Origin of the sequence: Bradyrhizobium elkanii USDA 76, assembly GCF_023278185.1 — a bacterium.
GTDB classification, from domain to species: domain Bacteria; phylum Pseudomonadota; class Alphaproteobacteria; order Rhizobiales; family Xanthobacteraceae; genus Bradyrhizobium; species Bradyrhizobium elkanii.
In genome coordinates this window covers 1460944-1486712 of record NZ_CP066356.1, presented here as the reverse complement: position 1 = coordinate 1486712, position 25769 = coordinate 1460944, and the positions used below count along the sequence as shown (strand labels likewise).

The window sequence follows — 25769 nt, the reverse complement described above, 5'->3', positions numbered from 1 at the left end:
TTACTTCGGCTGGAAGTTGGGATGGATGACGGCGCCGTCCTTGGTCAGCGCGGTGGCCTTCACCAGCTCGTCGTCCCAATTGACCGCGAGCGCCTTATTGGCCTTGTCGACCATCGTCTCGATGAACGAGAAAAGGTTGCGCGCGTAGAGCCCCGAGGCCGACGCCGCGACGCGGCCGGCGACGTTGGTGTAGCCGACGATCTTGATGCCGTCGGCCTCGACCACCTCGCCGGGCCTGGCGCCCTCGACATTGCCGCCGCGCTCGACCGCGAGATCGACCAGCACCGAGCCGGGCTTCATCGATTTCACCATCTCGCCGGTGACGAGCTTCGGCGCCGGACGGCCCGGGATCAGCGCGGTCGTGATCACGATGTCCTGCTTCTTGATGTGCTCGGCGGTCAGCGCGGCCTGCTTGGCCTGGTACTCCTTGGACATTTCCTTGGCGTAGCCGCCGGCGGTCTGCGCGTTCTTGAATTCCTCGTCCTCGACGGCGAGGAATTTCGCGCCGAGCGATTCGACCTGTTCCTTGGTGGCCGGACGCACGTCGGTCGCGGTGACGACGGCCCCGAGCCGCCGCGCGGTCGCGATCGCCTGCAGGCCGGCGACGCCGACGCCCATCACGAACACCTTCGCGGCCGGAACGGTGCCGGCGGCGGTCATCATCATCGGGAAGGCGCGGCCAAAGGCCTCGGCGCCCTCGATCACGGCGCGGTAGCCCGCCAGATTGGCCTGCGAGGACAACACGTCCATCACCTGCGCGCGGGTGATGCGCGGCATCAATTCCATCGCGAAGGCAGACACGCCGGCATCGGCCATCGCCTTCAGCGCGGCCTCGTTGCCGTAGGGATCCATGATCGCGATGACCAGCGCGCCGCGCTTGTATTTGGAGAGTTCGGAGGCTTCCGGCCGCTTCACCTTGATGATGATGTCGGCGTCCTTGAGCGCGTCCGCGCTGACGGTGGCGCCAACCGCGGTGAACTCCGAATCGGGAAGGCCCGACTTGATGCCCGCGCCCGGCTCGACCGCGACCTCGGCGCCGAGTGCCTTGAACTTCTTCACGGTATCGGGCGAGGCCGCAACCCGCGGCTCGGACGGATCAATTTCCTTGGCAACGGCAATCTTCATGGGCCCTCCGGCGGCGCGAGCGGCGCACGCGTCTTCAAACTAGCGTTATTTTCGCCAGATTTGGATACCCGGTTTTTACATCCGGATTCGACAGGAATTCCGGCACCGCCGCGGGACGGCGGCGCCGCTAGCCGATCTAAAGGATCAGACCAGGAAATAGGCCATCAGGGCGAGAATAATGGCGACGCTGATGGTGCCCCATTTGACCAGCATGATAAACCCTTCATAGGTCTGCTCATGCGCCACGTAATCGTTGCCGTCGGCGGTCGTGTAGGCCACTTCGCTATGGTCTGCCATCGCTGTCCCCAGTCAGAAATTCGCGTTCCTCCGCGAGCCATTACCGCAAACGGGTAGGCAGGGCAACGGCGCGGTCCCGATCGGGCGATTTGAAGCGCAAATCGTCCCCGATCCGGCCCGGCGACGGCCGCGTCCGGGCCGGATTGATCTCCGAAGCGCGGGCGCCAAGGAAAGATAAGGAAAGATCGTGCCGTCCGGCGCAAAAACGCCGGCTTCAGCCCCGGGACAGCGGATGGGCCTCAGCCCATCGCTTCCAGTTCGTCGATCATGCCGGCGATGACGGACAGGCCGCCGTCCCAGAATTTGGGGTCCTTGGCATCGAGCCCGAACGGCCGCAGCAGCTCGGAGTAGTGCTTGGTGCCGCCGGCGGCGAGCATGTCGAGATAGCGCTCGGCAAAGCCTTCGGACGCGTGCTCGTAGACCGCATAGAGCGAGTTCACGAGGCAATCGCCGAACGCATAGGCATAGACGTAGAACGGCGAGTGGATGAAGTGCGGAATGTACATCCAGAACGTCTCGTAGCCCGGCTTGATCTCGATCGCCGGCCCCAGGCTCTCGCCCTGCACGCTGAGCCAGATCTGGCCGATCCGCTCGGCGGTGAGTTCGCCGTTCTTGCGCTCGGTATGAACCGCGCGCTCGAATGAATAGAACGCGATCTGCCGCACCACGGTATTGATCATGTCCTCGACCTTGCCCGCGAGCAGCGCCTGGCGCTGCTTGGCGTTCCTGGTCTGGGACAATAGCCGCTTGAAGGTCAGCATCTCGCCGAACACGCTTGCAGTTTCGGCCAGCGTCAGCGGCGTCGGCGCCATCAGCGCGCCGTTCTTCGCCGCCAGCACCTGATGGACGCCATGACCAAGCTCATGCGCCAGCGTCATCACGTCGCGCGGCTTGCCCTGATAGTTCATCAGCACATAGGGATGCGCCGACGGCGTGGTCGGATGCGAGAACGCGCCGGGCGCCTTGCCGGGACGGACCGGCGCATCGATCCAGCGATCGTCGAAGAAGCGCTCCGCGATCTCGGCCATCTTGGGCGAGAAGCCGCTATAGGCCGACAGCACCATGTTGCGCGCCTCGGGCCAGGCGATGGTGCCGGTCGCCGCGAACGGCAGCGGGGCGTTGCGGTCCCAGTGCGGCAGCTTCTTCTTTTTGAACCAGCCGGCCTTGAGCGCGTAATAGCGGTGCGACAGCTTCGGATAGGCCGCGCGCACCGAGGCGACCAGCGCATCGACCACCTCGCGCTCGACGCGGTTGTTGAGATGGCGGGAGTCCGCGACATCCTGGAAGCCGCGCCAGCGGTCGGAGATTTCCTTGTCCTTGGCGAGCGTGTTGGTGATCAGCGCGAAGCTGCGCTCATTGTCCTTGAAGGTCTTGGCAAGCGCCTGCGCGGCAGCCTTGCGCTTGTCCCCCGCCTTGTCCTGCAGCAGGTTCAGCGTCGGCTCGATCGCGAGCTCCTTGCCGCCGACCTTGAAACGCAGGCCGGAGATGGTCTGGTCGAACAGCCGGTTCCAGGCCGCGTAGCCGCTTTGCGCCTTTTCGTGGAACAGCTGCTCGACGCGATCCTCGAGCTGGTACGGCTTGTCCTTGCGCAGATCCTCGATCCACGGCCGGTAATGGCCGAGTTCGGGTTCGGCCATCGCGCGCTCGATCACGTCATCGTCGACCCGATTGAGCTCGAGCGAGAAGAACAACAGATGCACCGACGCGGCGGTCAGCCGCTCGGAAATATCGCCGTAGAATTTCGAGATCGCGGGATCGACGCTGTCGCCGGCATGGACGAGGCCGGCGTAAGAGCCGAGACGGCCAGCCAGATCGTCGATCGCCTCATAGCGCCGGATCGCCTCGGCCAGCCACTTTCCGCCACCCTCTTTGGCGGTATTTTCGGCAAGCTTGCCCTTGTAGTCGGTCTCAAACGCGACGCAATCTGCGTCCATTTTCTGCAAGTCGCGTGCGACCTCCGGCGCATCGATACCGGAGTAGAGATCTGCCAGATTCCATTCCGGAAGCTTGCCGGTCTTGCTGGCTGCCTTTTTCGCCGCCGGGCCGCTTGCAGACGATTTGCGTTGGGCCGCCGTCTTGCGCAGCGCGGCTTCCTTGCGGAGAGCGGGCTTGCCGAGGGCAGACTTGTTGGATGCAGTTTTGGAGCGCGAGGTCATCTTGTTCGTAACCTTGGTTCAGTCGGAAAGATGTCGGCGGCGGCGGAATGAATGCGGGTTTGCAACATTTAAGAGTGCGTTAATCGGCATCGGCGACATTGCCCCGATTCGAGACAAATAAACGTAGCGTGCGGGGAAAACCATGGCTGCCACCATTTTGATCGCCGATGACGACGCAGTACAGCGCCGTTTGGTTGAAAACATGGTGCAGAAGTGCGGCTATGAGCCCCTCGTCGTGGACAGTGGCGACGCGGCGATCGCGGCCCTGACCGCATCCGAGACGCAGGCGATTGACGCCGTCGTGCTCGACCTCGTGATGCCGGGCCTCGACGGTCTCGGAGTCCTCGCAAAAATTCGTGAAGCTGGTTTGACCGTCCCGGTCATCGTGCAGACCGCGCATGGCGGCATCGACAATGTCGTGTCGGCGATGCGCGCCGGTGCCCAGGATTTCGTCGTCAAGCCGGTCGGCTTCGAGCGGCTGCAGGTTTCCCTGCGCAACGCCCTCAACGCCTCGGCACTGAAGGGCGAATTGCAGCGGATCCGCCACAGCCGCGAGGGCCGGCTGACCTTCTCCGACATCATCACCCGCAGCGAGGCGATGGCCGGGGTGCTGCGCACCGCGCAAAAGGCCGCGTCCTCGACGATCCCGGTGCTGATCGAGGGCGAATCCGGCGTCGGCAAGGAACTGTTCGCGCGCGCCATTCATGGCAGCGGCGAGCGCAAGGCCAGGCCGTTCGTTGCGGTGAATTGCGGCGCGATCCCGGACAATCTCGTCGAATCGATCCTGTTCGGCCACGAGAAGGGCGCCTTCACCGGCGCCACCGAGCGCCATCAGGGCAAGTTCGTCGAAGCGCATGGTGGCACGCTGTTCCTCGACGAGGTCGGTGAATTGCCGCTGGCCACGCAGGTGAAATTGCTGCGCGCCCTGCAGGAAGGCACCGTCGAGGCGGTCGGCGGCCGCAAGCCGGTCAAGGTCGATGTTCGCATCATCTCGGCGACCAACCGCAAGCTGCTCGATCTCGTGAAAGGCGGCCAGTTCCGCGAGGACCTGTTCTATCGCCTGCACGTGCTACCGCTGACCATTCCGGCGCTGCGACAGCGGCGCGAAGACATCCCGCATCTGTTGCGGCATTTTTTGGCGCGGTTTTGCGCCGAGGAAAACCGCAACATCACCGGCATCAGCGGCGAGGCGATGGCCCACCTTTCGCAGCTCGACTGGCCGGGCAACATCCGCCAACTCGAGAACACGGTGTATCGCGCCGTGGTGATGAGCGACGGCGACCAGCTCGCGCTCGCCGATTTCCCGCAAGGAACGGCGCATCCGGTAGCGGAGGGCAAATCGCTGCAGGGCGAGCCGCTGGTGGTGTCGCCCTCCACGGCTCCGGCCATGATTTCCGGTAATGAAATACCGGTTACTGTGTCCCTGCCCACCGCCGGCGGCCTTGCCATGCTCAATGCCGCAGGCGAGGTGCGCCCCCTGGAAGATCTCGAGAACGAGATCATCCGCTTCGCGATTTCGCATTACCGCGGACAGATGTCGGAGGTCGCGCGCCGTCTCAAGATCGGCCGCTCGACGCTCTATCGCAAGCTCGACGAAGCTGCGGCCGGCGCGCGCGCAAGCGACGCCACTTAGCCCTCAAGGCCGACAGGGCCATACCAGGGAACCTTTTGAACCGTGTCGTGGCGGTGACAGACAAAGGCTGTGCCGCGTGGCAAAAACGCACGGCCCGGAGCGAAATCAGCTGCTTCGAGGTCAGTTTGTCGTGAGTTGCCCCGCATGGCGCTGGCTGCATGAGAGGGGCAAAGGTATCGTCTGCGTTCGTTGTGTGCAGGCGTGCGAGTCGATCGAGAGGCCGGCGCTTTCGCGCAAGCTATGAAACCAAATTCTGAATTGAACTGTTCCGGTTTGACGAGGGGCAGTTTCACCCAGGGGGTGTGACGATGCGTGACTGTTCGAACAACCGTCGAGGATTTGACCGCGTATTGATGGCCGTCGCGGCAACCTTCCTCACGGTGTCCGCGACCTCGGCCCTCGCGCAGGACACGCCGCACTCCAGCGCTTCGGAACTCGCGATCGACGCGGCGATCCCGCGCCCCGAACCGGCCAACGTGCCGCCCCCCACCGCAAGCGATTTCAAGGCCGACACCACCGCAGCGCTGCCCGATGCAGCCAAGCCGGCCGACGTGAAGCCAGCGGATGTACAAGCCACCGAAGCCAAGCCTGCTGAGACAAAGCCGGTCGACGCCAAGCCGGCAGAGCCGAGCGCGACTGCAAAGGCGGTCGAGCCGAAGCCCGCCGATGCGCCGAAGACCGATACCGCGGTCGCGCCGCCGGCGGCAGCGGCCCCCGCCCCTGCAACTGCCACCGCGCCTGCCGCAAGCCCCGCGCCTGCAACGGCCGCAGCGCCGGCAACAGCGCCTGCTCCCGCGACCGCCGCAGCTCCGGCGAGCGAACCGGCGAAGGCCGCGAGCAACGTTGCCGCCGAGGATCAGCCGGTTGCCGACAAGCTGCGCGAACTGCTCGCCGGCAAGTCGCTGCGCACCTTCGACCGCAAGAACGAGCGCGCGGCGGCCGAGAAGTTCTATTCGGCTCGCGACTACGCACCGGTCTTCACCAAGGCCGGCAAGCTGACCGACGCCGGCAAGGGCGTCATTGCCCGCCTGAAGGACGCGGCCGCCGACGGCCTCGATGCATCAGACTATCCGGTGCCGGATTTCGCCGCGGCGACCTCGCCGGACGCGCTGGCCGACGCCGAGCTGAAGCTCGCGGCGAGCATGCTGGACTATGCCCGCCAGGCCCAGAGCGGCCGCATGCACTGGTCGCAGGTGTCGGGGGACATTCTCTATCCGGAGCACCCGATCGATCCGGCTGAAGTGTTCGCCAATGTGACCTCCGCCAAGGACGCCTCCGCCGCGCTCGACGGCTATAACCCGCAGCAGAAGCTCTACAAGGAGCTGAAGAAGAAGCTCGCCGAGCTGCGTGGCCAGGGCGACGGTCCGGTCATCACGATCGCGGACGGCCCGGCGCTGAAATATTTGCCGGCGCGCAAGAAGCAGGCCGCGGTCGAAATGGACGATCCGCGCGTGCCGGACCTGCGCAACAAGCTCGGCATCACCGAGGATGCCGACAGCACCAAGTATGACGCGACGGTGGCGCGTGCCGTGGAGAAATTCCAGAGCAGCGTCGATCTCAAGCCGACCGGCGTTCTCGACGAGCGCACGGTGAAGGCACTGAACAATCCGAAGCGCGACCGGCAGATCGACACCGTGATCGTCAACATGGAGCGCTGGCGCTGGCTGCCGCGCCAGCTCGGCGCCGCCAGTGTCGGCAATGCCTATGTGATCCTCAACATCCCGGACTACACGCTGAAGGTGATGCAGAACGGCGCGCCGGTCTGGACCACCCGCGTCGTCACCGGCAAGCCCGGCCAGCATGCCACGCCGCTTCTGACCGAGACGATGAAGTACATCACGGTCAATCCGACCTGGAACGTGCCGCCATCGATCATCTACAACGAGTATCTGCCGGCCCTGCAGCAGGATCCGACGGTGCTGCAGCGCATGGGCCTCAGGCTCGAGCGCAACCGCGACGGCTCGATCCACATCTCGCAGCCGCCGGGTGAAGCCAACGCGCTCGGCCGCATCCGCTTCAACTTCCCGAACAAGTTCCTGGTCTATCAGCACGACACGCCGGACAAGTACCTGTTCGCGAAGGACGAGCGCGCTTTCAGCCACGGCTGCATGCGCGTGCAGAACCCCGATCAGTACGCCGCCGTCCTGCTCAACATCACCGAGCCGAACCAGCACTACACGCCGGAGCGGATCCGCAGCATGTACGGCTCGAGCGAGGTCGACCTGAAATTCCCGACGCCGATCCCGGTGAACATCACCTACCAGACCGCGTTCGTGGACGATGCCGGCAAGCTGCAATTCCGCAGGGACGTTTACGGCCGCGACGCCACCATGCTGTCGCTGCTCAGGAACAGCCGCGGCAAGGACCTCGAGACGGTGGTGGCGCACGCCCAGCCGAGCTATTCGCGTCCGCCGAGCAGCAGCCTGCCCGCCGGCGTCAATGTCGCCGGCGACAACGGCTTTGGCTCCTCCGGACCAAACTTCTTCGAGCGCCTGTTCGGGGGATTCGGGCAGCCGGAGCCGCAGCCGATCCGTCGTGGGCAGGCCCAGCAGCAGCGCCGGGTGATCACCCGCTAGTCTGCATTTCCGCCCGATTGGGATAAATTTTGAAGCAAAATCAACGATCTCGCTCAAAAGGCGAGATCGTTTACGTTAACCATTTCGGGTCTCGGCTGGGGAGCAGGGCTATCTTTTGCCACAGTCGCCCAGTTAGTTAAGCCTAACTTAGGGGCGGGTCGGTAAACCTCGGTTAACCCTCCCGCTTTAAGAAAGCGTTCACCGTCTTCCGCAGGGGGTCTGCGAAAGATGCCGACCGAACGCTCGTCGACTGGGTGGGCTCATAGTGCTGGCTGTCTTCGCACGCCGCTGCAATCCGCTGTCGTTGCCTAAGGCCGGATACCAAGTCGGCCTGACTGCGCTATTGCTGTTGGCGGGCGCGGGATCGGTGCACGATGCCACCGCGCTGAACCAGACCCGCACCCTCTCCTTCCACCACACCCATTCCGGCGAAGACCTCACCGTCACCTTCAAGCGCGAGGGTCGCTACGACGAAGGCGCGCTGAAGCAGCTCAACCACTTCCTGCGCGACTGGCGCTCCCAGGATGAAACGGTGATGGACCGTCACCTCTTCGACATCCTGTGGGACGTCTATAACGACGTCGGCGGCAAGCAGCCGATCCAGATCATCTCCGCCTATCGCGCCCCTGCCACCAACGCCATGCTCCGCCGCCGCTCCTCGGGCGTCGCGCGCCACAGCCAGCACATGCTGGGGCATGCGATGGACTTCTTCATCCCGGGCGTGCCGCTGGAGCAGATCCGCTACGCCGGCCTCCGCCTGCAGCGCGGCGGCGTCGGTTTCTATCCGACCTCGGGCTCGCCGTTCGTCCATCTCGATACCGGCAGCATTCGCCACTGGCCGCGCATGACCCGCGAGCAGCTGGTCAGGGTGTTTCCCGACGGCCGCACCGTCCATGTCCCGACCGACGGCACGCCGCTCAAGGGCTATGAGCTCGCCAAGGCCGACATCGAGCGCCGCGGCAATGGTGACGATGCCGCGACCATCGGCAAGCCGAGCCTGTTCGCCAAGCTGTTCGGTGGCGGCAAGTCGAGTGACGATGAAGACGAAGGCGCGGCCAGCGTGAACGACAAGCCCGCCGCCAACACCGTGGTGGCCGCCGCCGCGCCCGCCAAATCCGCCGATCCGATTCCGCTGCCGCGCGCCAAGCCGCAGTTCGCCGCCGCCATCCAGCTCGCCGCCGCCGACGCCCAGCTCGTGCCGATGCCGAAGGCGAAGCCCGCGGTGCAAATGGTGCAGGTGGCCGAGAACACCGCGCCGCAATCGCCTGCCGACATCATCAATGCCCGCGGCTTCTGGGGTGACGAGGGTGAGGCGCCGAAGCAGGCGTCGGCGGCGCAGATTGCCGCGCTGAAGGCCCGTGAGGCGGTCGGCGGTACCGATCCGCAGACCACAGCCAGCACGACAACCGAAAACTTCAACAAGGCGCTGGCTTATGCGCCTGCGGCGTCACCGGTCGATCGCGCAAACATCGTCGCAGCGACCGCGCCGATCCCGCGCAACGTGCGCCCGACACGCAATGCCGCGGCTCCTAGCACCGAAATCAACACCGTCGTTGCCAAGGGCGCTCCGAGCCAGGGCGTGATCACCACCTCCGCGCGGATCTCGGCTGCCAAGGGCAACGATATCTGGATGCGCGTGGTGATGCTGGCGCCGAGCGCGAGCAATGCCATGCTGACCACGGTGCTTGGCGACACCGACATGACCATGATGCGGACTCATTTCGTGAAGCCGCAGGCCGCCGTCGTCATGACCTTCTCGGAAGATCCGATGATGGGCATGACCTGCGACCGTTTCTCGGGCTCGGCGACCGCCCTCCTGACGACCCAGTCCTTCGTGCTCCGCACCGCCTCGCTGCGCTGAGCCGCGCTTCTGCCGACAAGATAGCTTTCCGCCCCTTCAGGCCGGCAGCCCTGCCTTGAGCAGGCCGGCCTCGTAACGCGCCCGATCGGGCTCGCACTTGTAGCGCTGGGTGGTCAGGTGCGCGGCAACCGAGAAGGTCGGCTCGCGCTTCAGCACCTCGGCGGCGTGGGCCGAGGCAGCCACCGTGTTGCCCATCTGCGCGAAGGTCGCCGCGAGGAAGGCGTGATGGGTGTGGTCGGGGCGCGTGATGCGCGAGAACGCCTCGACGGCGTCGGCGTATTTCTCGGCGCAATAGCAGGCCCGGCCGAGATGGTTCCAGAACCGCTCCGGATGGAACGGATTGAGGCGCATCGCCCGCTTGATCCAGTCGATGCCCTCCTCGGGCCGCCCGAGCCAGGTCAGGAGCTCGCCCTGCTGCACGACCACGAGGTCGTAATTCGGATTGAGCGCGAGCGCGCGTTCCTGGTGGAAGGTCGCCTTGTCGTGGTCGTCGCGGTTGAGGTTCAGGGCGGCGAGGATCCGGTGCACGTCGCTGTCATTGTCGTCGAGCTTGAGCGCGATCTCGAGCTCGGCGCCGACCTGCGCCATGGTCGCGTCGCGGTCGGTGCACCAGTTGTAGACCCAGGTCTGGCCGAGCACGCAGGCCCGCCAGGCGTGGGCATGGGCATAGTTCGGGTCAAGCACGATGGCCCGCTCAAGCAGGCGCTGCGCCTCCGCGTTGTCGTCCCGTGCCGAGCGATGATGCAGCACCTTGGCGGCGAGCACGCACTCGTAGGCCGCCATGTTGTCGGTCGGCTTGCGCTTGACGCGATCATGCGCGGCAGCCTCGACGCGCCCCGGCAAGGTCGCCACGATCGCGCGCGTCATCTCGTCCTGGATGGCGAAGATGTCGGCCAGCTCGCGGTCGTAGCGTTCGGCCCAGACGTGCCGGTCGGCCACGGCGTCGATCAGTTGCACCGTGACGCGGATCCGGCCGCCCGCCTTCCGCACGCTGCCTTCCAGCACATAGTCGACGGCGAATTCCTTCGCGACGTCCTGCACCTTCACGGCCTTGCCCTTGTACACGAAGCTCGAGTTGCGCGAGATCACCAGCAGATCGTGGAAGCGCGACAGCTCGGTGATGATGTCCTCGGTGAGCCCGTCGGCGAAGAATTCCTGCTCGGGATCGCCGCTCATGTTGACGAGCGGCAGCACGGCGATGGAGGGCTTCTTGGCGACGACAGGGGCGGCCACCGCACCCGGGTGCTCCGGAACGGGCCTGGCACCGGATTCGAGATGGACGCGGAAGACCCGGATCGGGCGCGCGATGTTCTTGACGGTCTGGTCGCCGAGATCCTCGAAGCTCAGATCTTCCAGGCGATCGCCGACCTGATCGCGGACCGCGCCGGAAATGCAGATGCCGCCGGGCTCGGCCAGCGTCTCCAGGCGGGACGCGACGTTGACGCCGTCGCCGAAGATGTCGGCACCGTCAACGATCACGTCGCCAAGATTGATGCCGATGCGAAACTGCATCCAGCGCGCCGGCGCGACGTCGGCGTTGCGCTTCGCCATCCGGCTCTGAACCTCGGCCGCGCACAGCACCGCATCGACGACGCTATGAAATTCGACCAGCAGGCCGTCGCCGGTGGTCTTGATGATGCGGCCGCGATTCTTGGCGATGGCCGGATCGATCAGCTCGATGCGATGGGTTTTGAGGCGCGCAAGGGTGCCCGTCTCGTCAGCCTCCATCAGGCGGCTATAGCCGACCATGTCGGCGGCGAGGACCGCAGCGAGCCGGCGCTCTGGTCCTGGCACGTCCATCTGAACGATCTGCCCGGTTACCTCGCCGCCAGTGTAGCAAATCCCGGGATTTCACCCAAGCCTCGACAGGAGGCCCGCCAGCAGCTTTGACCTGAACCTTGGCGAGAGCGTTGGCGAGAGCCTTTGGGGGGCGCCTTGGCGAACGCCCGGTAAGGGGTGGCCACCGGCCGCCTCAGAGCATCCCCAGCGCCTGCATGTAGGTCTCCAGGATGGTCTCCTGCTCCTGGCGCTCGTTCGGGTCCTGCTTGCGCAAACGGATGATGGCGCGCAGCGCCTTGACGTCGAAGCCGTTGCCCTTGCTCTCGGCATAGACGTCGCGAATGTCGTCCGAGATCGTCTTCTTCTCTTCTTCCAGCCGCTCGATGCGCTCGATGATGGACTTGAGCTGGTCCTTGGCAAATCGCGTTGCGGGCTCTTCCTTGACGGCGGCAGACGTGGTGGCCATCGCGCACTCCTGAACAGGTATTGAAATGTTACGCGAATACGCGCCTCGCGCACCGCTTGCTGCGGGCGACCCTCGATTTTGGCGCGCGTTCCGTCAAGGAAACATCGCGCTCATCCACAGCGCGCCCACAGGAGATGCGGACGGCCGCGGAACTGACGTCACACAGGCTGAGGTTCAATGCCCGCTTTGGGCCTTCTTCATCGCCGCGAGCTGCTCCGGCGTCGCGCTGCCCTGATGCTTCGCCTTCCATTCCTCATACGGCATGCCGTAGACCGCCTCACGGCTCTCGTCCTTGCTCACGGCAAGGCCCTTGGCGTCGGCCTCTTCCTTCATCCAGTTGGACAGGCAGTTGCGGCAGAAGCCGGCGAGGTTCATCAGATCGATGTTTTGCACATCGGTGCGGTTGCGCAGGTGACTGACGAGACGCCGGAAGACCGCGGCCTCGAGTTCCGTTCTGGTTTTGTCGTCAATGCTCATGATCGTGATCCCGTGTGTCGCGCTCACCATATTGATATCAGGTGGGAATTGTCACAGATTTTGCCATATCGGCGCGCAAAACGGACCGGTCCGGCCTCCCCGGCCAAGGTCCGACAGCGTCGCAGACGGGCGCCCGCCCGTTGACAGTGCCGGCCGGGCACGCGAAATCGTCCATGATTTGATATAGCTTCGCTGCATGAGCCCAACAGATTCCCTCGCCTCAGCTCCCCGCAATATCCGCCTGATGTTGGCCGGCCTCCTGTCGGTGCTGGCGCTTGTCGCGGCCTGCCTGTGGACGAGTCCGGCGGCCGCCGATTTCCGGCTCTGCAACAACACCTCGAGCCGCGTCGGCATCGCGCTCGGCTACAAGGACGCCGAGGGCTGGACCACCGAGGGCTGGTGGAACGTGTCGTCGCGCACCTGCGAGACCTTGCTGCGCGGCAACCTTGTGGCGCGCTACTACTACATCTACGCTCTCGACTATGATCGCGGCGGCGAATGGTCCGGCCAGGCCTTCATGTGCTCGCGCGACAAGGAATTCACCATCAAGGGCACCGAAAATTGCCTGGCGCGCGGGTTTGACCGCACCGGCTTCTTCGAGGTCGACACCGGCGAGCAGCGTGCATGGACCGTCCAGCTGACCGAAGCCAACGAACAACAGCCGCAGAAAGTACCGGGAATGCCGGGCGGCGTGGGTCCAGGAAGTCCCGGGGCGATGCCGGGCCTGCCCAACCCGCCGCCGGGCGCAGCGCCTCCGGGCGCGTCTGGTCTGCCGCCAGCCGCACCACCCGGAAGCAAACAATGAGACGACTGCGTCGAATCAAGATCCTCGCAACACTCGGCCCGGCCTCCTCAGACAGCGCGATGATCCGCAAGCTGTTCGAGGCGGGCGCCGACGTCTTCCGCATCAACATGAGCCATACCCCGCATGACAAGATGCGGGAGCTGGTCAAGACCATCCGCAATGTCGAATCGAGCTACGGCCGGCCGATCGGCATCCTGGTCGACCTGCAAGGACCGAAGCTGCGGGTTGGCGCGTTCGCGGAAGGCGCGACCCAGCTCAAGAACGGCCAGAGCTTCATTCTGGATTCCGACAAGACGCCGGGCGACAACAGCCGCGTCCAGCTTCCGCATCCGGAGATCCTTGCCGCGCTCCGCCCGGGCCATGCGCTGTTGCTCGACGACGGCAAGGTGCGGCTGATCGCCGAGGAAACCTCGCCCGAGCGCGCGGTCACGCGCGTCGTGATCGGCGGCAAGATGTCGGACCGCAAGGGCGTCAGCCTGCCCGATACCGATCTGCCGGTGTCGGCGATGACCGCAAAGGACCGCGCCGACCTGGAAGCCGCGCTGCCGGAGGGGATCGACTGGGTCGCGCTGTCCTTCGTGCAGCGCGCCGAGGACGTGATCGAGGCCAAGAAGATGATCCGCGGCCGCGCCGCCGTGATGGCCAAGATCGAGAAGCCGCAGGCGATCGACCGTCTCGCCGACATCATCGAAGCATCGGACGCGCTGATGGTGGCCCGCGGCGATCTCGGCGTCGAACTGCCGCTGGAGCGGGTGCCGAGCCTGCAGAAGCAGATGATCCGGATGGCGCGCCGCGCCGGCAGGCCGGTGGTGGTCGCGACCCAGATGCTGGAATCGATGATCCAGGCGCCGGTGCCGACGCGCGCCGAAGTCTCCGACGTCGCCACCGCCGTCTACGAAGGCGCCGACGCCATCATGCTGTCGGCGGAATCCGCCGCCGGCAAATTCCCGGTGGAGGCGGTCTCGACCATGAACCGCATCGGCGAGGAAGTGGAGCGCGACCCGACCTATCGCAACGTGATCAACGCGCAGCGCGTCGATCCTGAAGCGACGGTGGGTGACGCCATTGCCGACGCCGCGCGGCAGATCGCCGAGACGCTCGACCTGTCGGCGATCATCTGCTGGACGTCGTCAGGCTCGACCGCGATCCGAGTGGCGCGCGAGCGCCCGAAGGTGCCGGTGGTTGCGATCACGCCGAACCTCGTCACCGGCCGAAAGCTGTCGGTGGTGTGGGGCGTGCACTGCGTGGTCGCCGAGGACGCGCACGATCTCGACGACATGGTCGACCGCGCCGGCTCGATTGCGTTCCGCGACGGTTTTGCCAAGGCCGGCCAGCGCGTCATCATCGTTGCCGGCGTGCCGCTGCGCGCGCCCGGCACCACCAACATGCTGCGCATCGCCTCGGTCGGCCCGAGGGGCGACGCGCAGCTCTAGATTCCTGTTTGACGCGTCTTCTTCACGCGTGCCCACTTCGCTCGAAAACGCGCGAACCCATCGCGCGGCGATCAGCCCTGCAACGACGCGTCGAGCGTGATCTTGGTGTTGAGCAGCTTCGACACCGGACATCCGGCCTTCGCCTTGCCGGCCAGTTCCTGGAACGTCGCGTTGTCGGCGCCCGGGATCTTCGCCGACAGCGTCAAGTGCACCGCGGTGATGGCAAAGCCGTCGGCGACCTTCTCCAGGGTCACATCGGCCTTGGTCTCCATATGCTCCGCCGTGAGCTTGGCTTCGCCCAGGATCAGCGACAGCGCCATCGTGAAGCAGGCGGCATGCGCCGCGCCGATCAGCTCCTCCGGGTTCGAACCCGGTTTGCCCTCGAAGCGGCTGGCGAAGCCGTAGGGGTAATCCGAGAGCGCGCCGCTCTTGGTCGAGATCGCGCCCTTGCCGTCCTTGATGCCGCCCTGCCATTTGGCCGAGCCATGGGTCGTCGTCATGGGTTGCTCCGTGAGGTGGTTGAGCCCAGCCCCGAAACCTACAACGCCATTGCGACAGAAGTGTTCTTCGCGCGCCTTGACCTCACCTTGGCCTCAGGCGCCGACCAGCGCCTTGGCCGGAGTCGTTGCCTGCACCACGAGGCCACGCGCGCGTGCGTCCATCACACCGACCGCGCGCAGCGCGAGCAGCGTCACGGTCTGCACCGCGTCACGCAGCTTGATCGGATCGTCGAGATTGGCCGGCGCCAGCGGGCCGACCAGCGCCTCGTGCAGCGCGCCGAGCAAGGCGGTGGCGGCCAGCGCCGTATCCTGCGCCGGCAGATGGCCGGCGCGCACGGCGGCATCGATGCGCATGGCCAGCTCGCCGGAAATATCGCGGCGGCTGGCAAGGCGCGAGGCGGTGACGTCGACGTCGACCGGCTCGGCTAAAATGCCCCAGGCGAGCTTGCGTTGCGACAGCACGTGAACCGCAATCGTCGTCACCGCGGCGGCGAGCGCCGATGACGGCCCTGGCGCGGCATCGGCGGCGCGCCGGATCGCCGTGAGCTCGTCGCGCGAGACTTCCGTGATCAGTTCCGAGATCAACTCGGCCTTCGACGGAAAATAGCGGTAGACCGTTCCGGCGGCGACATTGGCCCGCACCGCGACGGGTGCGATCTGGACCGCCGCCATGCCGCCCGCCGCCGCCGCGTCCCGCGCAGCCGACAGGATGGCGCTGCGCCGCGCGGCCAGCCGTTTCACGACCTGATGAGTTCGCCGGTAAACCATGGCGTTCCGTCCCCCCGCCGTGCGCCCCGGCCGGCGCCCACCGGCAGAACACACGAGTCTTCAACGTTTTGAACGATTGATCCCGCAATCGTCTGAAGAAGTGAACAACTATTCAGACTGAATGACAAGCTGGAATTGTAAGGATTTTTTGCAACCTCTGGTACCACCTCTGATTGAGCCGGCGGCGCTCCGGCCGCCTCCCGAACCGGATCAGGACCGCGATGGTAAATCGCCGGCTAAGGTGATCGCTCGAAATCGAGACATCCGATCTTGCGCATGCGCGCGATATCGCTGCGGCATTTACCCGAATTTATCGGAAGCCGTGGTCGAGTGCGCGCTGGCGTCACGCGTGGCGTTGGCTCTGGATGCCCCGGCAACAAGCAAGAAAGCGCATGTCACTCTCCATCACCAGCAGCGTGAGCAGCCGTAGCGCGGCGCGAGGACTGGTGCCGCTGTGCGCCGCCGTGGGCGCCTATCTGTTTTATCTCTCGGCCGGCGAAATCCTGCTGCGCGATTCCGACACGATGTGGCAGATCAGGGTCGGACAATGGATTCTCGAACACGGCGCGATGCCGACATCGGACGTGTTCTCGTTCACCCGTTTCGGCGAGCCCTGGATCTCGAGCTCGTGGCTGTCGCAGGTGATGTACGCGCTCGTCTACGGCGGCGATTGGGCCGGACCGGTGATCCTGTCGTCGATGGCGATCGGCGCGACGGTCGCGATCTTCCTGCATCTGTTGAGCCCGTATTTCGATCCGGCCCGCGCGCTCCTGATCGCGGCGCTGGCGCTGCTGTTGTCGACGATCCATTTTCTGGCGCGGCCGCATGTGCTGGCGCTGCCGGTGCTGCTGGCGTTCATCGGCGGCCTGCTCGCGGCCGCGGATCGCCGCACCTCACCGTCATGGTGGCTGCTGCCGCTGATGACGCTGTGGGCCAATCTGCACGGCGGCTTCGTTCTCGGCCTGGCGCTGATCGGACCGATCGGACTGGAGGCCGTGTGGAATGCGGGGCCCGGCCGCCGCCGTCAGCTTGTCGTGCGATGGGGCCTGTTCGGCCTCGCGGCACTGGCCGCGAGCTGCGTGACGCCCTATGGCTGGAATAGCCTGCTGGGCGCGACCAAGATCCTCAGCCTCGGCAAGTTGCTGACGCTGATCGGGGAATGGAAGCCGGCGGATTTCAGCAAGCCCAGCTTCTTCGAAGCCACGCTGCTCGGCCTGATCGGCCTGATCTGCTATCGCAGGCTGACGCTGTCGGTGCCGCGGATCCTGCTGCTGCTCGGGCTGATCTGGATGGCGCTGAGCCATGTCCGCAACATCGAGGTGTTCGCGTTCATCGCACCGCTGGTGCTCGCCAAGCCGATCGCCGAGCAATGGGCAACCACAGGCGCCGCCGCCGCCCGCTTCGGAGAAACGCGCGCATTCCCCGTCGTCACGATGCTGGCTGTGATCGCGATGGTGATCGGCGCGTGGGTGACGACGGCGATGTTCGTCGCGCAGCATCAGTTCAAATTCCTGCCGATGTTCTCGCCCGTTGCCGCGGTCGATGTGCTGCAGCAGCACAAGGCGCAGCGCGTGTTCAGCACGGCGCCGTTCGGCGGCTACATGGTGAGCCGCGACATGAAGGTGTTCATCGACGGCCGCGCCGAGCTCTATGGCGAGCAATTCGTGCTCGACTATTACGATGCGCTCGATGCCCGCGACGTCGGCCAGCTGCTGGGCCTGCTCGACAAATACCGGATCGATGCCACGCTGCTGAGCTCGGACTCGCCGGCCGGCAACGCACTGGATCATCTGAAGGGCTGGAAGCGGCTGTACAAGGACGACATCGCCGTGATCCATGTGCGCTCGGACGAGACCAAGGCCGGCGCGGCGGCGGGTCAGAGCACGAACTAACCGACGCTGCATAAGCCCAAAATCGCATCGTCGTCCCGTCATCCTGAGGTGCGAGCCTTGCGGCGCAATTGCGCCGCTGGGCGAGCCTCGAAGGATGAATCGGCCACCAGTCGGGCCGTCGATCCTTCGAGACGCCGCTGCGCGGCTCCTCAGGATGACGGGTTTGATCCCCGGCGCTCACAGTTCAACCGCGATCAGCCCCGTCCTCAATTCCCGGTCTGGAGCTCGCCGAAGCGATCCCAGGTCTTGCCGTTGAAGCGCATCAGTTGCATCTGATCGACCGGCACGTGGTCGGCCGGTGAGGTGTTGACCTTGATGCCCGGCAGCAGCATCGGCAATTCCAGGCCCTTGATCGCGAATGCCTGACGCAGGATGTTCTCGGTCGAGAGATCGTCGCCGCAGGCTTTCAGCACCGCCTCCAGCGCCATCGCGCTGTTGTAGGCGTTGACGTAATTGGTGTCGTGCTGGTCGCCTTCGGGCACGTATCTGGTCATGAACTCGCGCCAGCCCTTCATGCCCGGATCGTCGCTCCAGGCCGGATCGTCCGGGTCCTTCACATAGGCCGTGGAGATGATGCCGGTGCCGGCTTCGAGGCCGGCCGGCTGCATCACGGTCGAGATCCACACCGCGGTGTTGGACAGGAAGGTCATCGGCCGCCAGCCGATCTCAAAGGCCTTGCGGATCGACTGCGCCGCGAATTTCGGCGTCGCCGCGATCACCAAGACGTCGGCATTGGTGGCCTTCAGCTTGACGATCTGGGAGTCGATCGTCGGGTCCGTGATCTCATAGGTCGCAACGGTAACCAGAGACTCATACTTCTCGCCGAGGACGTCCTTGAGGCCCGCGAGATAGTCGCGGCCGTAGTCGTCGTTCTGCGAGATGACGGCGAACCTAGCATTCGGATTCTTCGCCAGCGCATAACGCGCATACAGCCGTGCCTCGTAGCGGAACGGCGCCTGCACGCCCATCGTCGCCTGCGGGAATTGCGCGATGTCGCCGAATTTCGAGGCGCCGGAGGCCAGGAACAGCTGCGGGATGTTCTTGCCCTGCAGGTACTTTGCGATCGCGGTGTTGTGCGCGGTGCCGATCGAGGAGAAGATCAGCGCGACCTCGTCGCTCTCGACGAGGCGGCGCGTCTGCTCCACCGTCTTCGGCGGCGCGTAGGAATCGTCCAGCGAGATGAAGTTGATCTTGCGGCCATTGATGCCGCCGCGCTCGTTCAGCATCCTGAAATAGCCGGCTTCGCCCTTGCCGAGTGCGCCGAACGCCGACACCGGCCCGCTATAGGGCATGGTCTGGCCGATCCTGATTTCGGTTGATGTGACGCCGCGCATCTCGGCGGCGCTGGAGGACGTGGGCAGCAGCAGGAACGAAATGGCGCCAAGCGCGCCGAATGCCTTGCGCATCGGCCTCCCCTCCCCTTTTCTTGCCGCGCCCTCAGACAACGCGGCCGTGCCGTTTGACGGCTTGTCGCGAGGATGCCACGGCGCCGCAGCGGGAGCCAAGGATATTCGAAAGGCGCGATCTCAGCGCTTGCCGCGGTCCTTGACCGGGATCACGAATTTCAGTCCCGACCAGACGTCATCGACCGCACAGACCTTGACGTCGACGAGGCCGTTCGCGAGCCCGGTTTCGCGGACCTGTCTCTCCGTAAGGTCGGTCGCGACGACCGAACTTGCCTTCGGCCACGACACCCAGATCATGCCGTCAGGGGCGATCGCCTGACGGTAACACCGCAGCTTGGCCGCAAGCCCCTCGGCCTTGGCGGTGAACAGGTGCACGGCATCGAGCGGTGCCCGTGCGATCTTCGCCACCAGCACATCGGCGGGCAGTTCGCCGACAACATCGTCGTAGGGAACGGACAGTCCGTCGACAAAAATACAAAAGCCCGGCTTGAGGCCGAGCTTTTGCACAACTGGTTTGCCGGACCTGCCGGCCATGGCGGGCGAGGCTTATGCCTGCGGCTGCGGCTCCATGCCGGTGTCCGGATCGGGACGCGGGCGCGGCTTGCCGGCCGGCGGCACGGCAGAGGCGCGCGGCGTCGACGGCTCCAGCACCGACTCGCGGTTGGGCTTCTTGCCCTTCAAGAGGTCGATGATCTCGTCGCCGGTCAGCGTCTCGAACTCGAGCAGGCCCTTGGCGAGCGCCTCGAGGTCCTCGCGCTTCTCGGTGAGGATCTTGGTCGCCTCGTTGTAGCCTTCCTCGACCAGACGCCTGATCTCGGAGTCGATCTTCTGGACGGTCGCCTCGGACGCGTTCTGCGTGCGCGAGACCGACATGCCGAGGAACACCTCGTCCTGGTTCTCGCCATAGGAGACGGTGCCGAGCTCTTCCGAGAGGCCCCAGCGCGTCACCATCATGCGGGCAAGGCGGGTCGCCTGCTCGATGTCGGAGGCCGCGCCCGAGGTCACCTTCTCGCGGCCGAAGATCAGCTCTTCGGCGACGCGGCCACCCATCATGATGGCAAGGCGCGAGGTCATCTGCTCGAGCGACATCGACAGCTTGTCGCGCTCCGGCAGCTGCATCACCATGCCCAGCGCACGGCCGCGCGGAATGATGGTCGCCTTGTGGATCGGATCGGTCGCGACGACGTTGAGGCCGACGATGGCGTGGCCGCCCTCGTGATAGGCCGTCAGCAACTTCTCTTCCTCGGTCATCACGAGCGACTTGCGCTCGGCGCCCATCATCACCTTGTCCTTGGCCTCTTCGAACTCGGCCTGCGTCACCATCCGCTTGTTGCGGCGGGCGGCGGTCAGCGCAGCCTCGTTGACGAGGTTCATCAGGTCGGCGCCCGAGAAGCCCGGGGTGCCGCGCGCGATGGTCTTGAGGTTGATATCCGGCGCCAGCGGCACCTTGCGGACGTGGACCTTGAGGATCTGCTCGCGGCCGACGACGTCCGGGTTCGGCACCACGACCTGGCGGTCGAAGCGGCCGGGACGCAGCAGCGCGGGATCAAGCACGTCGGGACGGTTGGTCGCCGCGATCAGGATCACGCCCTCATTGGCCTCGAAGCCGTCCATCTCGACCAGCAGCTGGTTCAGCGTCTGCTCGCGCTCGTCGTTGCCGCCGCCGAGGCCGGCGCCGCGATGACGGCCGACCGCGTCGATTTCGTCGATGAAGATGATGCAGGGCGCGTTCTTCTTGGCCTGCTCGAACATGTCGCGGACGCGGCTCGCGCCGACGCCGACGAACATCTCGACGAAGTCAGAACCGGAGATGGTGAAGAACGGCACGTTGGCTTCGCCCGCGACCGCGCGCGCGATCAGCGTCTTGCCGGTGCCGGGAGGGCCGACCAGCAGCACGCCGCGCGGAATCCGGCCGCCGAGCCGCTGGAATTTGCCGGGGTCGCGGAGGAATTCGACGATCTCCTGCAGATCCTGCTTGGCCTCGTCGACACCCGCGACGTCCTCGAAGGTGACGCGGCCATGCGCCTCGGTCAGCATCTTGGCGCGCGACTTGCCAAAGCCCATCGCCTTGCCGGCGCCGCCCTGCATCTGCCGCGACAGGAAGATCCACACGCCGATCAGCGCGATGAACGGCAACCAGGAGACGAGCAGCGAAACGAACCACGGCACGTTGTCGCCGGGCGCCTTCGCGGTGATCTGCACCTTGGCGTCGTAGAGGCGCTTCACCAGCGACGGATCGCTCGGCGCGTAGGTCTGGAAGCTCGTGCCGTTGTTGAACGTGCCGTGAATCTCAGGCCCCTGGATCACGACGTCGCGGACATGGCCCTGATCGACCTCAGTGAGAAGCTGCGAGAACGAGATGTCCGAGGACGACGAGCGCTGGCCGGGATTCTGGAAAAGCGTGAACAACGCCAGCAACAGCAGGACAATGATGACCCAGAGGGCGAAATTCCGCAGATTGGCGTTCATGGTCTTCCTTCGTGGTCGCGCGGATCGCGGCCTCTCTCTAATCCTTGGGCAGGCTCTGTGGGAATCCCCAGGGAATCCATCCCGTCGATGCCTTACAATCTAGGTGCCGCTGGGGTCGATGCCAAGGGAACCACGCACGACTATTTACCGCATCCTAGCGCGATTCCCGGTCAAAAAATGGCGCTGAATCCGGTGTTTTTCCGGGGTGGTTAAGCCTCCTTGCCGGATTATGACAGCGATTGAAACAATCGAACCCGGCTCAGCGGGAGCGCGCCCGGCGGGGTGGCGCCGGGCCGATCCTGATACGGCCAGCGGCGACGCTGATGACCGCTCCGGCAAGGGTCTGTTTCAGCTTGGATTCGCGTTGTCCCAAAGTCCCGACCAAGGCCTCGTCCATCGCGGCGAGCAGGGTTTCGACCTTGCCGAGTTCGGCCGGCCCCTCATGTCCGACGCGGTCGATGGCGCGCTTGAGCAGACGGACGCGGATCTCCTCGGGCATCACCGCGAACAGCGCAGCGTCGAAGCCCGCGCCGGAATTATCCTCGCTTTTCAACGCAAGATAGTGCTCGGCGCCGTCGACCAGCAGTTCCAGGGCGGCGTTGGCGCGCGCGATCCTTGCGGCAAGCCGCGCCAGGTTCCGCGTGTCGCCGCCCTCCGCCGCCAGCATCGGCATCAGCGCACGGAGCCGCGGACGCGTGAAGGATCGATCGCGGTTGGTCGGATCGTCGGCAAAGCCGATGCGCGCCTTCTTCAGCGTCGCGATCAGCTGCGCCTTGGAGACGTCGAGCAACGGCCGTGTCAGCAAGACGCCGTCGCGCTCGGTCTCGCGCGCCATTGCCGAGAGGCCCGCAACGCCGCTGCCGCGCAGCATCCGCATCAACAGCGTCTCGGCCTGATCGTCACGGGTGTGCGCGGTCAAGATATGCGTGGCGCCATGCTTGCGTGCGGCCTGCGCGAGCAGGCGATAGCGGGCCGCGCGCGCGGCCGCCGGCACGCCCGTTCCAGGCTTTGGTCCGGTCCAGCGCAACGTGTGATGCGGCAGGTCGAGACTTCGCGCCAGCCGCTTGACGTCGCGCGCCTCGCGAGCCGCTTCAGGACGCAGGCCGTGATCGACGGTGACCGCCACCAGCCGCGGGCCCTGCGCGAGCGCGCGGCGCCAGCGTGCGGCCAGCCACATCAGCGCGACTGAATCGGGACCGCCGGACACCGCGAGCAGGATCGCCGGCGCGCCCGCAAGGCCTGCGAACAGGCGCTTGGCGTCCCTTGCCGGGATGGCGGATTGATCGTCGGGCATCGCAAAACCAGCTGCTGGCGGAGAGGCCGGAAGCGGCCTTCCCGCATCTGGTTTAGCACTTCACGCGCTTCTGCTCGCGGTCAACCGCAGCCTTGACCCCGCCGGACGCGCGCGGGTACTTCCGCGAGATCTCGCCGAACGCAGCGCATGCGGCTTCCTTTTCCTTCAGCGCCGCCAACGACTGGCCGAGCCGCAGCAACGCGTCGGGCGCCTTCGCGGACTTGTCGAACTTGGTGGTCACGCCGAGGAAGGTTTCCGCAGCGTCGCGATATTGCTGGCGCTGGAAATAGCTTTCGCCGAGCCAGTATTGCGAGTCCGCGACCAGCGGATCGCTCGGATATTTCACCGCAAAGTTCTTCATCGTCTCTTCGGCGAGCGCATAGTCCTTGCGCTGCATGTAGCCGATGCCGAGGTCGAACTCATCCTTCGGCGTAGCCGACGGCGGCAATGTGGTCAGGGCCGCACTCGCGCCGGGGGCACGCTGCGGGCTGGTGTTGCCGAGATCGAGCGGCTCGCCCGCCCCGCGGCCGCCGGGGGCACCGACCGCCGCATTGCTCTGCACCGGCATCTGGCCGCCGCCACCGAGCACGCGCGGGGCGCCAGGGGCGTTCGGGTTCTGGGTCGGATCGAAGGCATCGCCGCGACCGCGGCGGCCGGAAGCGGTCGCCGGCGCCGGCTCCTGCGCGATCGGCGCGATCTGCTGCTGGTCATAGCCGCCCTGCGGCTGCCGGCCATATCCTTGCTGCGGCTGGGGTTGGGCGTAGCCCGGCTGCGCTTGCGGGTAGGTCTGCGGTTGCTGCGCCGGCGGCACCGCCGCAACACCGGGCTGCACCGCTGGGGCCTGTCCGCCAGGGCCGGGCGGCTGGCCGCCAAGCTGGCGCAAGCGCTCCTCGAGCTGACGGTTGCGGTATTGCAGTTCCTCGTTCTGGCCGGTCAGCTGCCGCAGCTGGTTCTCGAGCCGCTCGATCCGCATTTCGGCATCGGAATCGTCGGATTGGGCAAACACTGGCGCGGAAACGGCGAACAGCGCCGCGATCGCCGCGGCGGAAGAAAGAAAATGAATCCTGGATGACATTTTGCCCTGACGACGAGATCGACGTGAAAAGCGAGCGACATTGAAAGACGGAGTACGCCAGAATTGTGACTGGCAGTTCAAATCCGGGTCAGCGTCGCGGGATACCGGTTTAGTACGGACGCTGGAACAAGCAAGCGGCCAATTGCGCGCAACTTTGTTCATCTTGATGACGGCAGGCCGGGCTTTCACGCGGCCAAAACAAAACCGGCGCCCGAAGGCGCCGGCTTGAAAGCAGTTATCTCGGATCGCGTCAGGAGCTGGCGTTCAGCACGGTGACGGCGCGACGATTCTGCGACCAGCAGGAGATGTCGTTACAGACCGCGACCGGACGCTCCTTGCCGTAGGAAATGGTGCGCATGCGGCTCGGATCGATGCCGCGCGAGGCGAGATAGGCGCGGACCGACTGGGCACGGCGGGCACCGAGCGCGATGTTGTATTCGCGGGTGCCGCGCTCGTCGGCATGACCTTCGATGGTGAACGAGTAACGGTTATAGGTCTGCAGCCACTGCGCCTGCTTGTCGAGGGTCGCCGTCGCCTGCGGGCTCAGATCGGTCTGATCGCTCTCAAAGAACACGCGGTCGCCGACATTGACCACGAAATCCTGCTGACTGCCCGGGGTCGCGGCGCCCCCAATCGCGCCATTGGCGTCCAACGGGTTCTTGTTGGCGCAGGCACCCATCGACAGCGCCACCGCCAGAACCGCAACCAGCTTCATACCCTGGAGATAATTCATTCCCGGAGCCTCCACGCTCGCGCTCTTCGTACTACCCAATCGGTCTACAGGGCGATGGTTAAGCGAACGTTCCGTCAACCTTGACGAGACCTTGCTGAACCCCATCAAATGCCAGGCAATGGCGAAAAGCGCCCCCGATGGTTAATGGGTGGCAAATGTGGCGCGATGGTGAAGGGAAGGCAAGGTTCGCGGGAACCGGCCGCTTTTGCAGGACAATTTGGCCTGCGCGCAACAGTCGATCGACGCTGACTCGATAAGAATGCCGATTCCCTCAGGGATTCGGCACGATCGACGCGCGCTCGAACGGCTGCACGACGCCATCGGGCTGCAACTGGCCTTCGCGGTCGAACAGCATTCGCCGCTCGAAGGCGCTCGAGCGCAGGAACGGATAGCGGGCCAGCACGCGTTCCCGCACCGTCGGCAGATGCGACGCCATCAAGCCGACCGGCTTCACCAGCCCGGGATAGAGCCGCGGCTCCGACCAGGTCTCGTGCAGGAACACGCGGCGGTAGAACGCCATGTGCTCGGGCCGAACCGGCGCCAGGCCGTAATCGGCATTGAAATGCACGCCCGCGGTCGAGCCGAGGCGCACCGTGACGTAGGGCAGTTCCGGAGTGTTCCGGGCCTTGTCGGGATCAGCGACGAAGCGCGTCGAGTCGATGAAGACCAGACCCTGATCAAGCTTCGGCAGCAGCACGTCGCCGAACACCTCGAGCGTCGGCGAGGTGCGCCATTCCGGCGTCACCACGGTGATGCGGATCGAGCTGCAGAGTTCGCCTTGCAGATAGACACCGAACACCCAGGCATTCGGCGCATCATCGAACCGGTCGACGACCCGCTCGTCCGCCGAGGGCCGGATCGCGCCTTCGCGCAGATAGGCGCGATAGCGAAGCCGGTAGATCTCGTCTTTCTGTTCCGGGGTCTGAGCGAGGCGGTAGTCGACTTGATCCAGAGGGTCCGCAAGCCTTCCTGTCGCGGGCTTGATGGCTTCGGCCGCGGACCTCATTTGGTACTCCTTGAACAA

Annotated in this window: 21 protein-coding genes; 6 read left to right on the top strand and 15 right to left on the bottom strand. The window is 65.5% G+C overall.

Going from position 1 to position 25769, the window contains the following annotated elements:
• The 3 genes from JEY66_RS07030 to JEY66_RS07020 form a co-directional block, all read right to left on the bottom strand.
• Positions 1-1125, bottom strand: coding sequence for a Re/Si-specific NAD(P)(+) transhydrogenase subunit alpha (locus tag JEY66_RS07030; RefSeq protein ID WP_018268745.1), 1125 nt, complete (start codon positions 1123-1125; stop codon positions 1-3).
• Positions 1126-1269: 144 nt separating this feature from the next.
• Complete coding sequence (locus JEY66_RS07025) at positions 1270-1422, bottom strand: aa3-type cytochrome c oxidase subunit IV (RefSeq protein ID WP_016841611.1); 153 nt, start codon at positions 1420-1422, stop codon at positions 1270-1272.
• Positions 1423-1661: 239 nt separating this feature from the next.
• Complete coding sequence (locus tag JEY66_RS07020) at positions 1662-3578, bottom strand: M3 family oligoendopeptidase (RefSeq protein WP_016841612.1); 1917 nt, start codon at positions 3576-3578, stop codon at positions 1662-1664.
• A gap of 142 nt (positions 3579-3720) precedes the next feature.
• Between JEY66_RS07020 and JEY66_RS07015 the strand changes: the two genes are divergently transcribed.
• The 3 genes from JEY66_RS07015 to JEY66_RS07005 all read left to right on the top strand — a co-directional run bounded on the left by JEY66_RS07015 (position 3721) and on the right by JEY66_RS07005 (position 9648).
• On the top strand, positions 3721-5211 hold the full coding sequence (locus JEY66_RS07015; protein WP_016841613.1) for a sigma-54-dependent transcriptional regulator: 1491 nt from the start codon (positions 3721-3723) through the stop codon (positions 5209-5211).
• A 308-nt stretch (positions 5212-5519) separates the two neighbouring features.
• Positions 5520-7787: a L,D-transpeptidase scaffold domain-containing protein gene (locus JEY66_RS07010; protein ID WP_026191803.1), complete on the top strand. Its 2268-nt coding sequence runs from the start codon at positions 5520-5522 to the stop codon at positions 7785-7787.
• A gap of 265 nt (positions 7788-8052) precedes the next feature.
• A complete protein-coding gene (locus tag JEY66_RS07005) occupies positions 8053-9648 on the top strand; it encodes a peptidoglycan L,D-endopeptidase MepK (RefSeq protein ID WP_018268747.1) in 1596 nt (531 codons plus the stop codon).
• A 36-nt stretch (positions 9649-9684) separates the two neighbouring features.
• On the opposite strand, the gene JEY66_RS07000 is transcribed toward JEY66_RS07005, so the two are convergent.
• The 3 genes from JEY66_RS07000 to JEY66_RS06990 form a co-directional block, all read right to left on the bottom strand.
• On the bottom strand, positions 9685-11448 hold the full coding sequence (locus JEY66_RS07000; RefSeq protein ID WP_016841615.1) for an adenylate/guanylate cyclase domain-containing protein: 1764 nt from the start codon (positions 11446-11448) through the stop codon (positions 9685-9687).
• A gap of 172 nt (positions 11449-11620) precedes the next feature.
• Positions 11621-11893: a DUF2312 domain-containing protein gene (locus JEY66_RS06995; RefSeq protein ID WP_016841616.1), complete on the bottom strand. Its 273-nt coding sequence runs from the start codon at positions 11891-11893 to the stop codon at positions 11621-11623.
• A 174-nt stretch (positions 11894-12067) separates the two neighbouring features.
• Positions 12068-12370: a DUF1244 domain-containing protein gene (locus JEY66_RS06990; RefSeq protein WP_026191804.1), complete on the bottom strand. Its 303-nt coding sequence runs from the start codon at positions 12368-12370 to the stop codon at positions 12068-12070.
• Between the two features lie 244 nt (positions 12371-12614).
• Between JEY66_RS06990 and JEY66_RS06985 the strand changes: the two genes are divergently transcribed.
• The gene (locus JEY66_RS06985) at positions 12615-13175 is read left to right on the top strand and encodes a DUF1036 domain-containing protein (protein WP_018268748.1); all 561 of its coding nucleotides are present in this window, start codon (positions 12615-12617) and stop codon (positions 13173-13175) included.
• The gene (gene pyk, locus JEY66_RS06980; protein WP_026191805.1) at positions 13172-14608 is read left to right on the top strand and encodes a pyruvate kinase; all 1437 of its coding nucleotides are present in this window, start codon (positions 13172-13174) and stop codon (positions 14606-14608) included. The genes JEY66_RS06985 and pyk overlap by 4 nt, the downstream gene beginning before the upstream one ends.
• A 71-nt stretch (positions 14609-14679) precedes the next feature.
• Here the strand turns inward: pyk and JEY66_RS06975 are convergent, their stop codons facing one another.
• Together JEY66_RS06975 and JEY66_RS06970 are read right to left on the bottom strand one after the other, a co-directional pair.
• On the bottom strand, positions 14680-15108 hold the full coding sequence (locus JEY66_RS06975; RefSeq protein WP_016841620.1) for an OsmC family protein: 429 nt from the start codon (positions 15106-15108) through the stop codon (positions 14680-14682).
• 93 nt (positions 15109-15201) lie between these two features.
• On the bottom strand, positions 15202-15876 hold the full coding sequence (locus JEY66_RS06970; RefSeq protein WP_026191806.1) for a TetR/AcrR family transcriptional regulator: 675 nt from the start codon (positions 15874-15876) through the stop codon (positions 15202-15204).
• 392 nt (positions 15877-16268) lie between these two features.
• Between JEY66_RS06970 and JEY66_RS06965 the strand changes: the two genes are divergently transcribed.
• Entirely contained in the window at positions 16269-17768 is a 1500-nt protein-coding gene (locus tag JEY66_RS06965; protein WP_018268749.1) for a hypothetical protein, read from the top strand.
• Positions 17769-17974: 206 nt separating this feature from the next.
• On the opposite strand, the gene JEY66_RS06960 is transcribed toward JEY66_RS06965, so the two are convergent.
• The 7 genes from JEY66_RS06960 to JEY66_RS06930 form a co-directional block, all read right to left on the bottom strand.
• Positions 17975-19174 carry an ABC transporter substrate-binding protein gene (locus tag JEY66_RS06960; protein WP_016840832.1) on the bottom strand — a complete coding sequence of 400 codons (1200 nt, stop codon included), beginning with the start codon at positions 19172-19174 and terminating at the stop codon, positions 17975-17977.
• Between the two features lie 120 nt (positions 19175-19294).
• Entirely contained in the window at positions 19295-19708 is a 414-nt protein-coding gene (locus JEY66_RS06955) for a DUF3052 family protein (protein WP_016840831.1), read from the bottom strand.
• Between the two features lie 12 nt (positions 19709-19720).
• Positions 19721-21643, bottom strand: coding sequence for an ATP-dependent zinc metalloprotease FtsH (gene ftsH / locus JEY66_RS06950; protein WP_018268750.1), 1923 nt, complete (start codon positions 21641-21643; stop codon positions 19721-19723).
• A gap of 259 nt (positions 21644-21902) precedes the next feature.
• Positions 21903-22937: a tRNA lysidine(34) synthetase TilS gene (gene tilS / locus JEY66_RS06945; protein WP_018268751.1), complete on the bottom strand. Its 1035-nt coding sequence runs from the start codon at positions 22935-22937 to the stop codon at positions 21903-21905.
• Positions 22938-22989: 52 nt separating this feature from the next.
• Positions 22990-24012: a tol-pal system protein YbgF gene (gene ybgF, locus JEY66_RS06940; protein ID WP_018268752.1), complete on the bottom strand. Its 1023-nt coding sequence runs from the start codon at positions 24010-24012 to the stop codon at positions 22990-22992.
• A gap of 250 nt (positions 24013-24262) precedes the next feature.
• A complete protein-coding gene (pal, locus tag JEY66_RS06935) occupies positions 24263-24745 on the bottom strand; it encodes a peptidoglycan-associated lipoprotein Pal (protein ID WP_016846948.1) in 483 nt (160 codons plus the stop codon).
• 271 nt (positions 24746-25016) lie between these two features.
• Positions 25017-25751: an N-acyl amino acid synthase FeeM domain-containing protein gene (locus JEY66_RS06930; RefSeq protein ID WP_038376456.1), complete on the bottom strand. Its 735-nt coding sequence runs from the start codon at positions 25749-25751 to the stop codon at positions 25017-25019.
• Between the last annotated feature and the right edge of the window lie 18 nt (positions 25752-25769).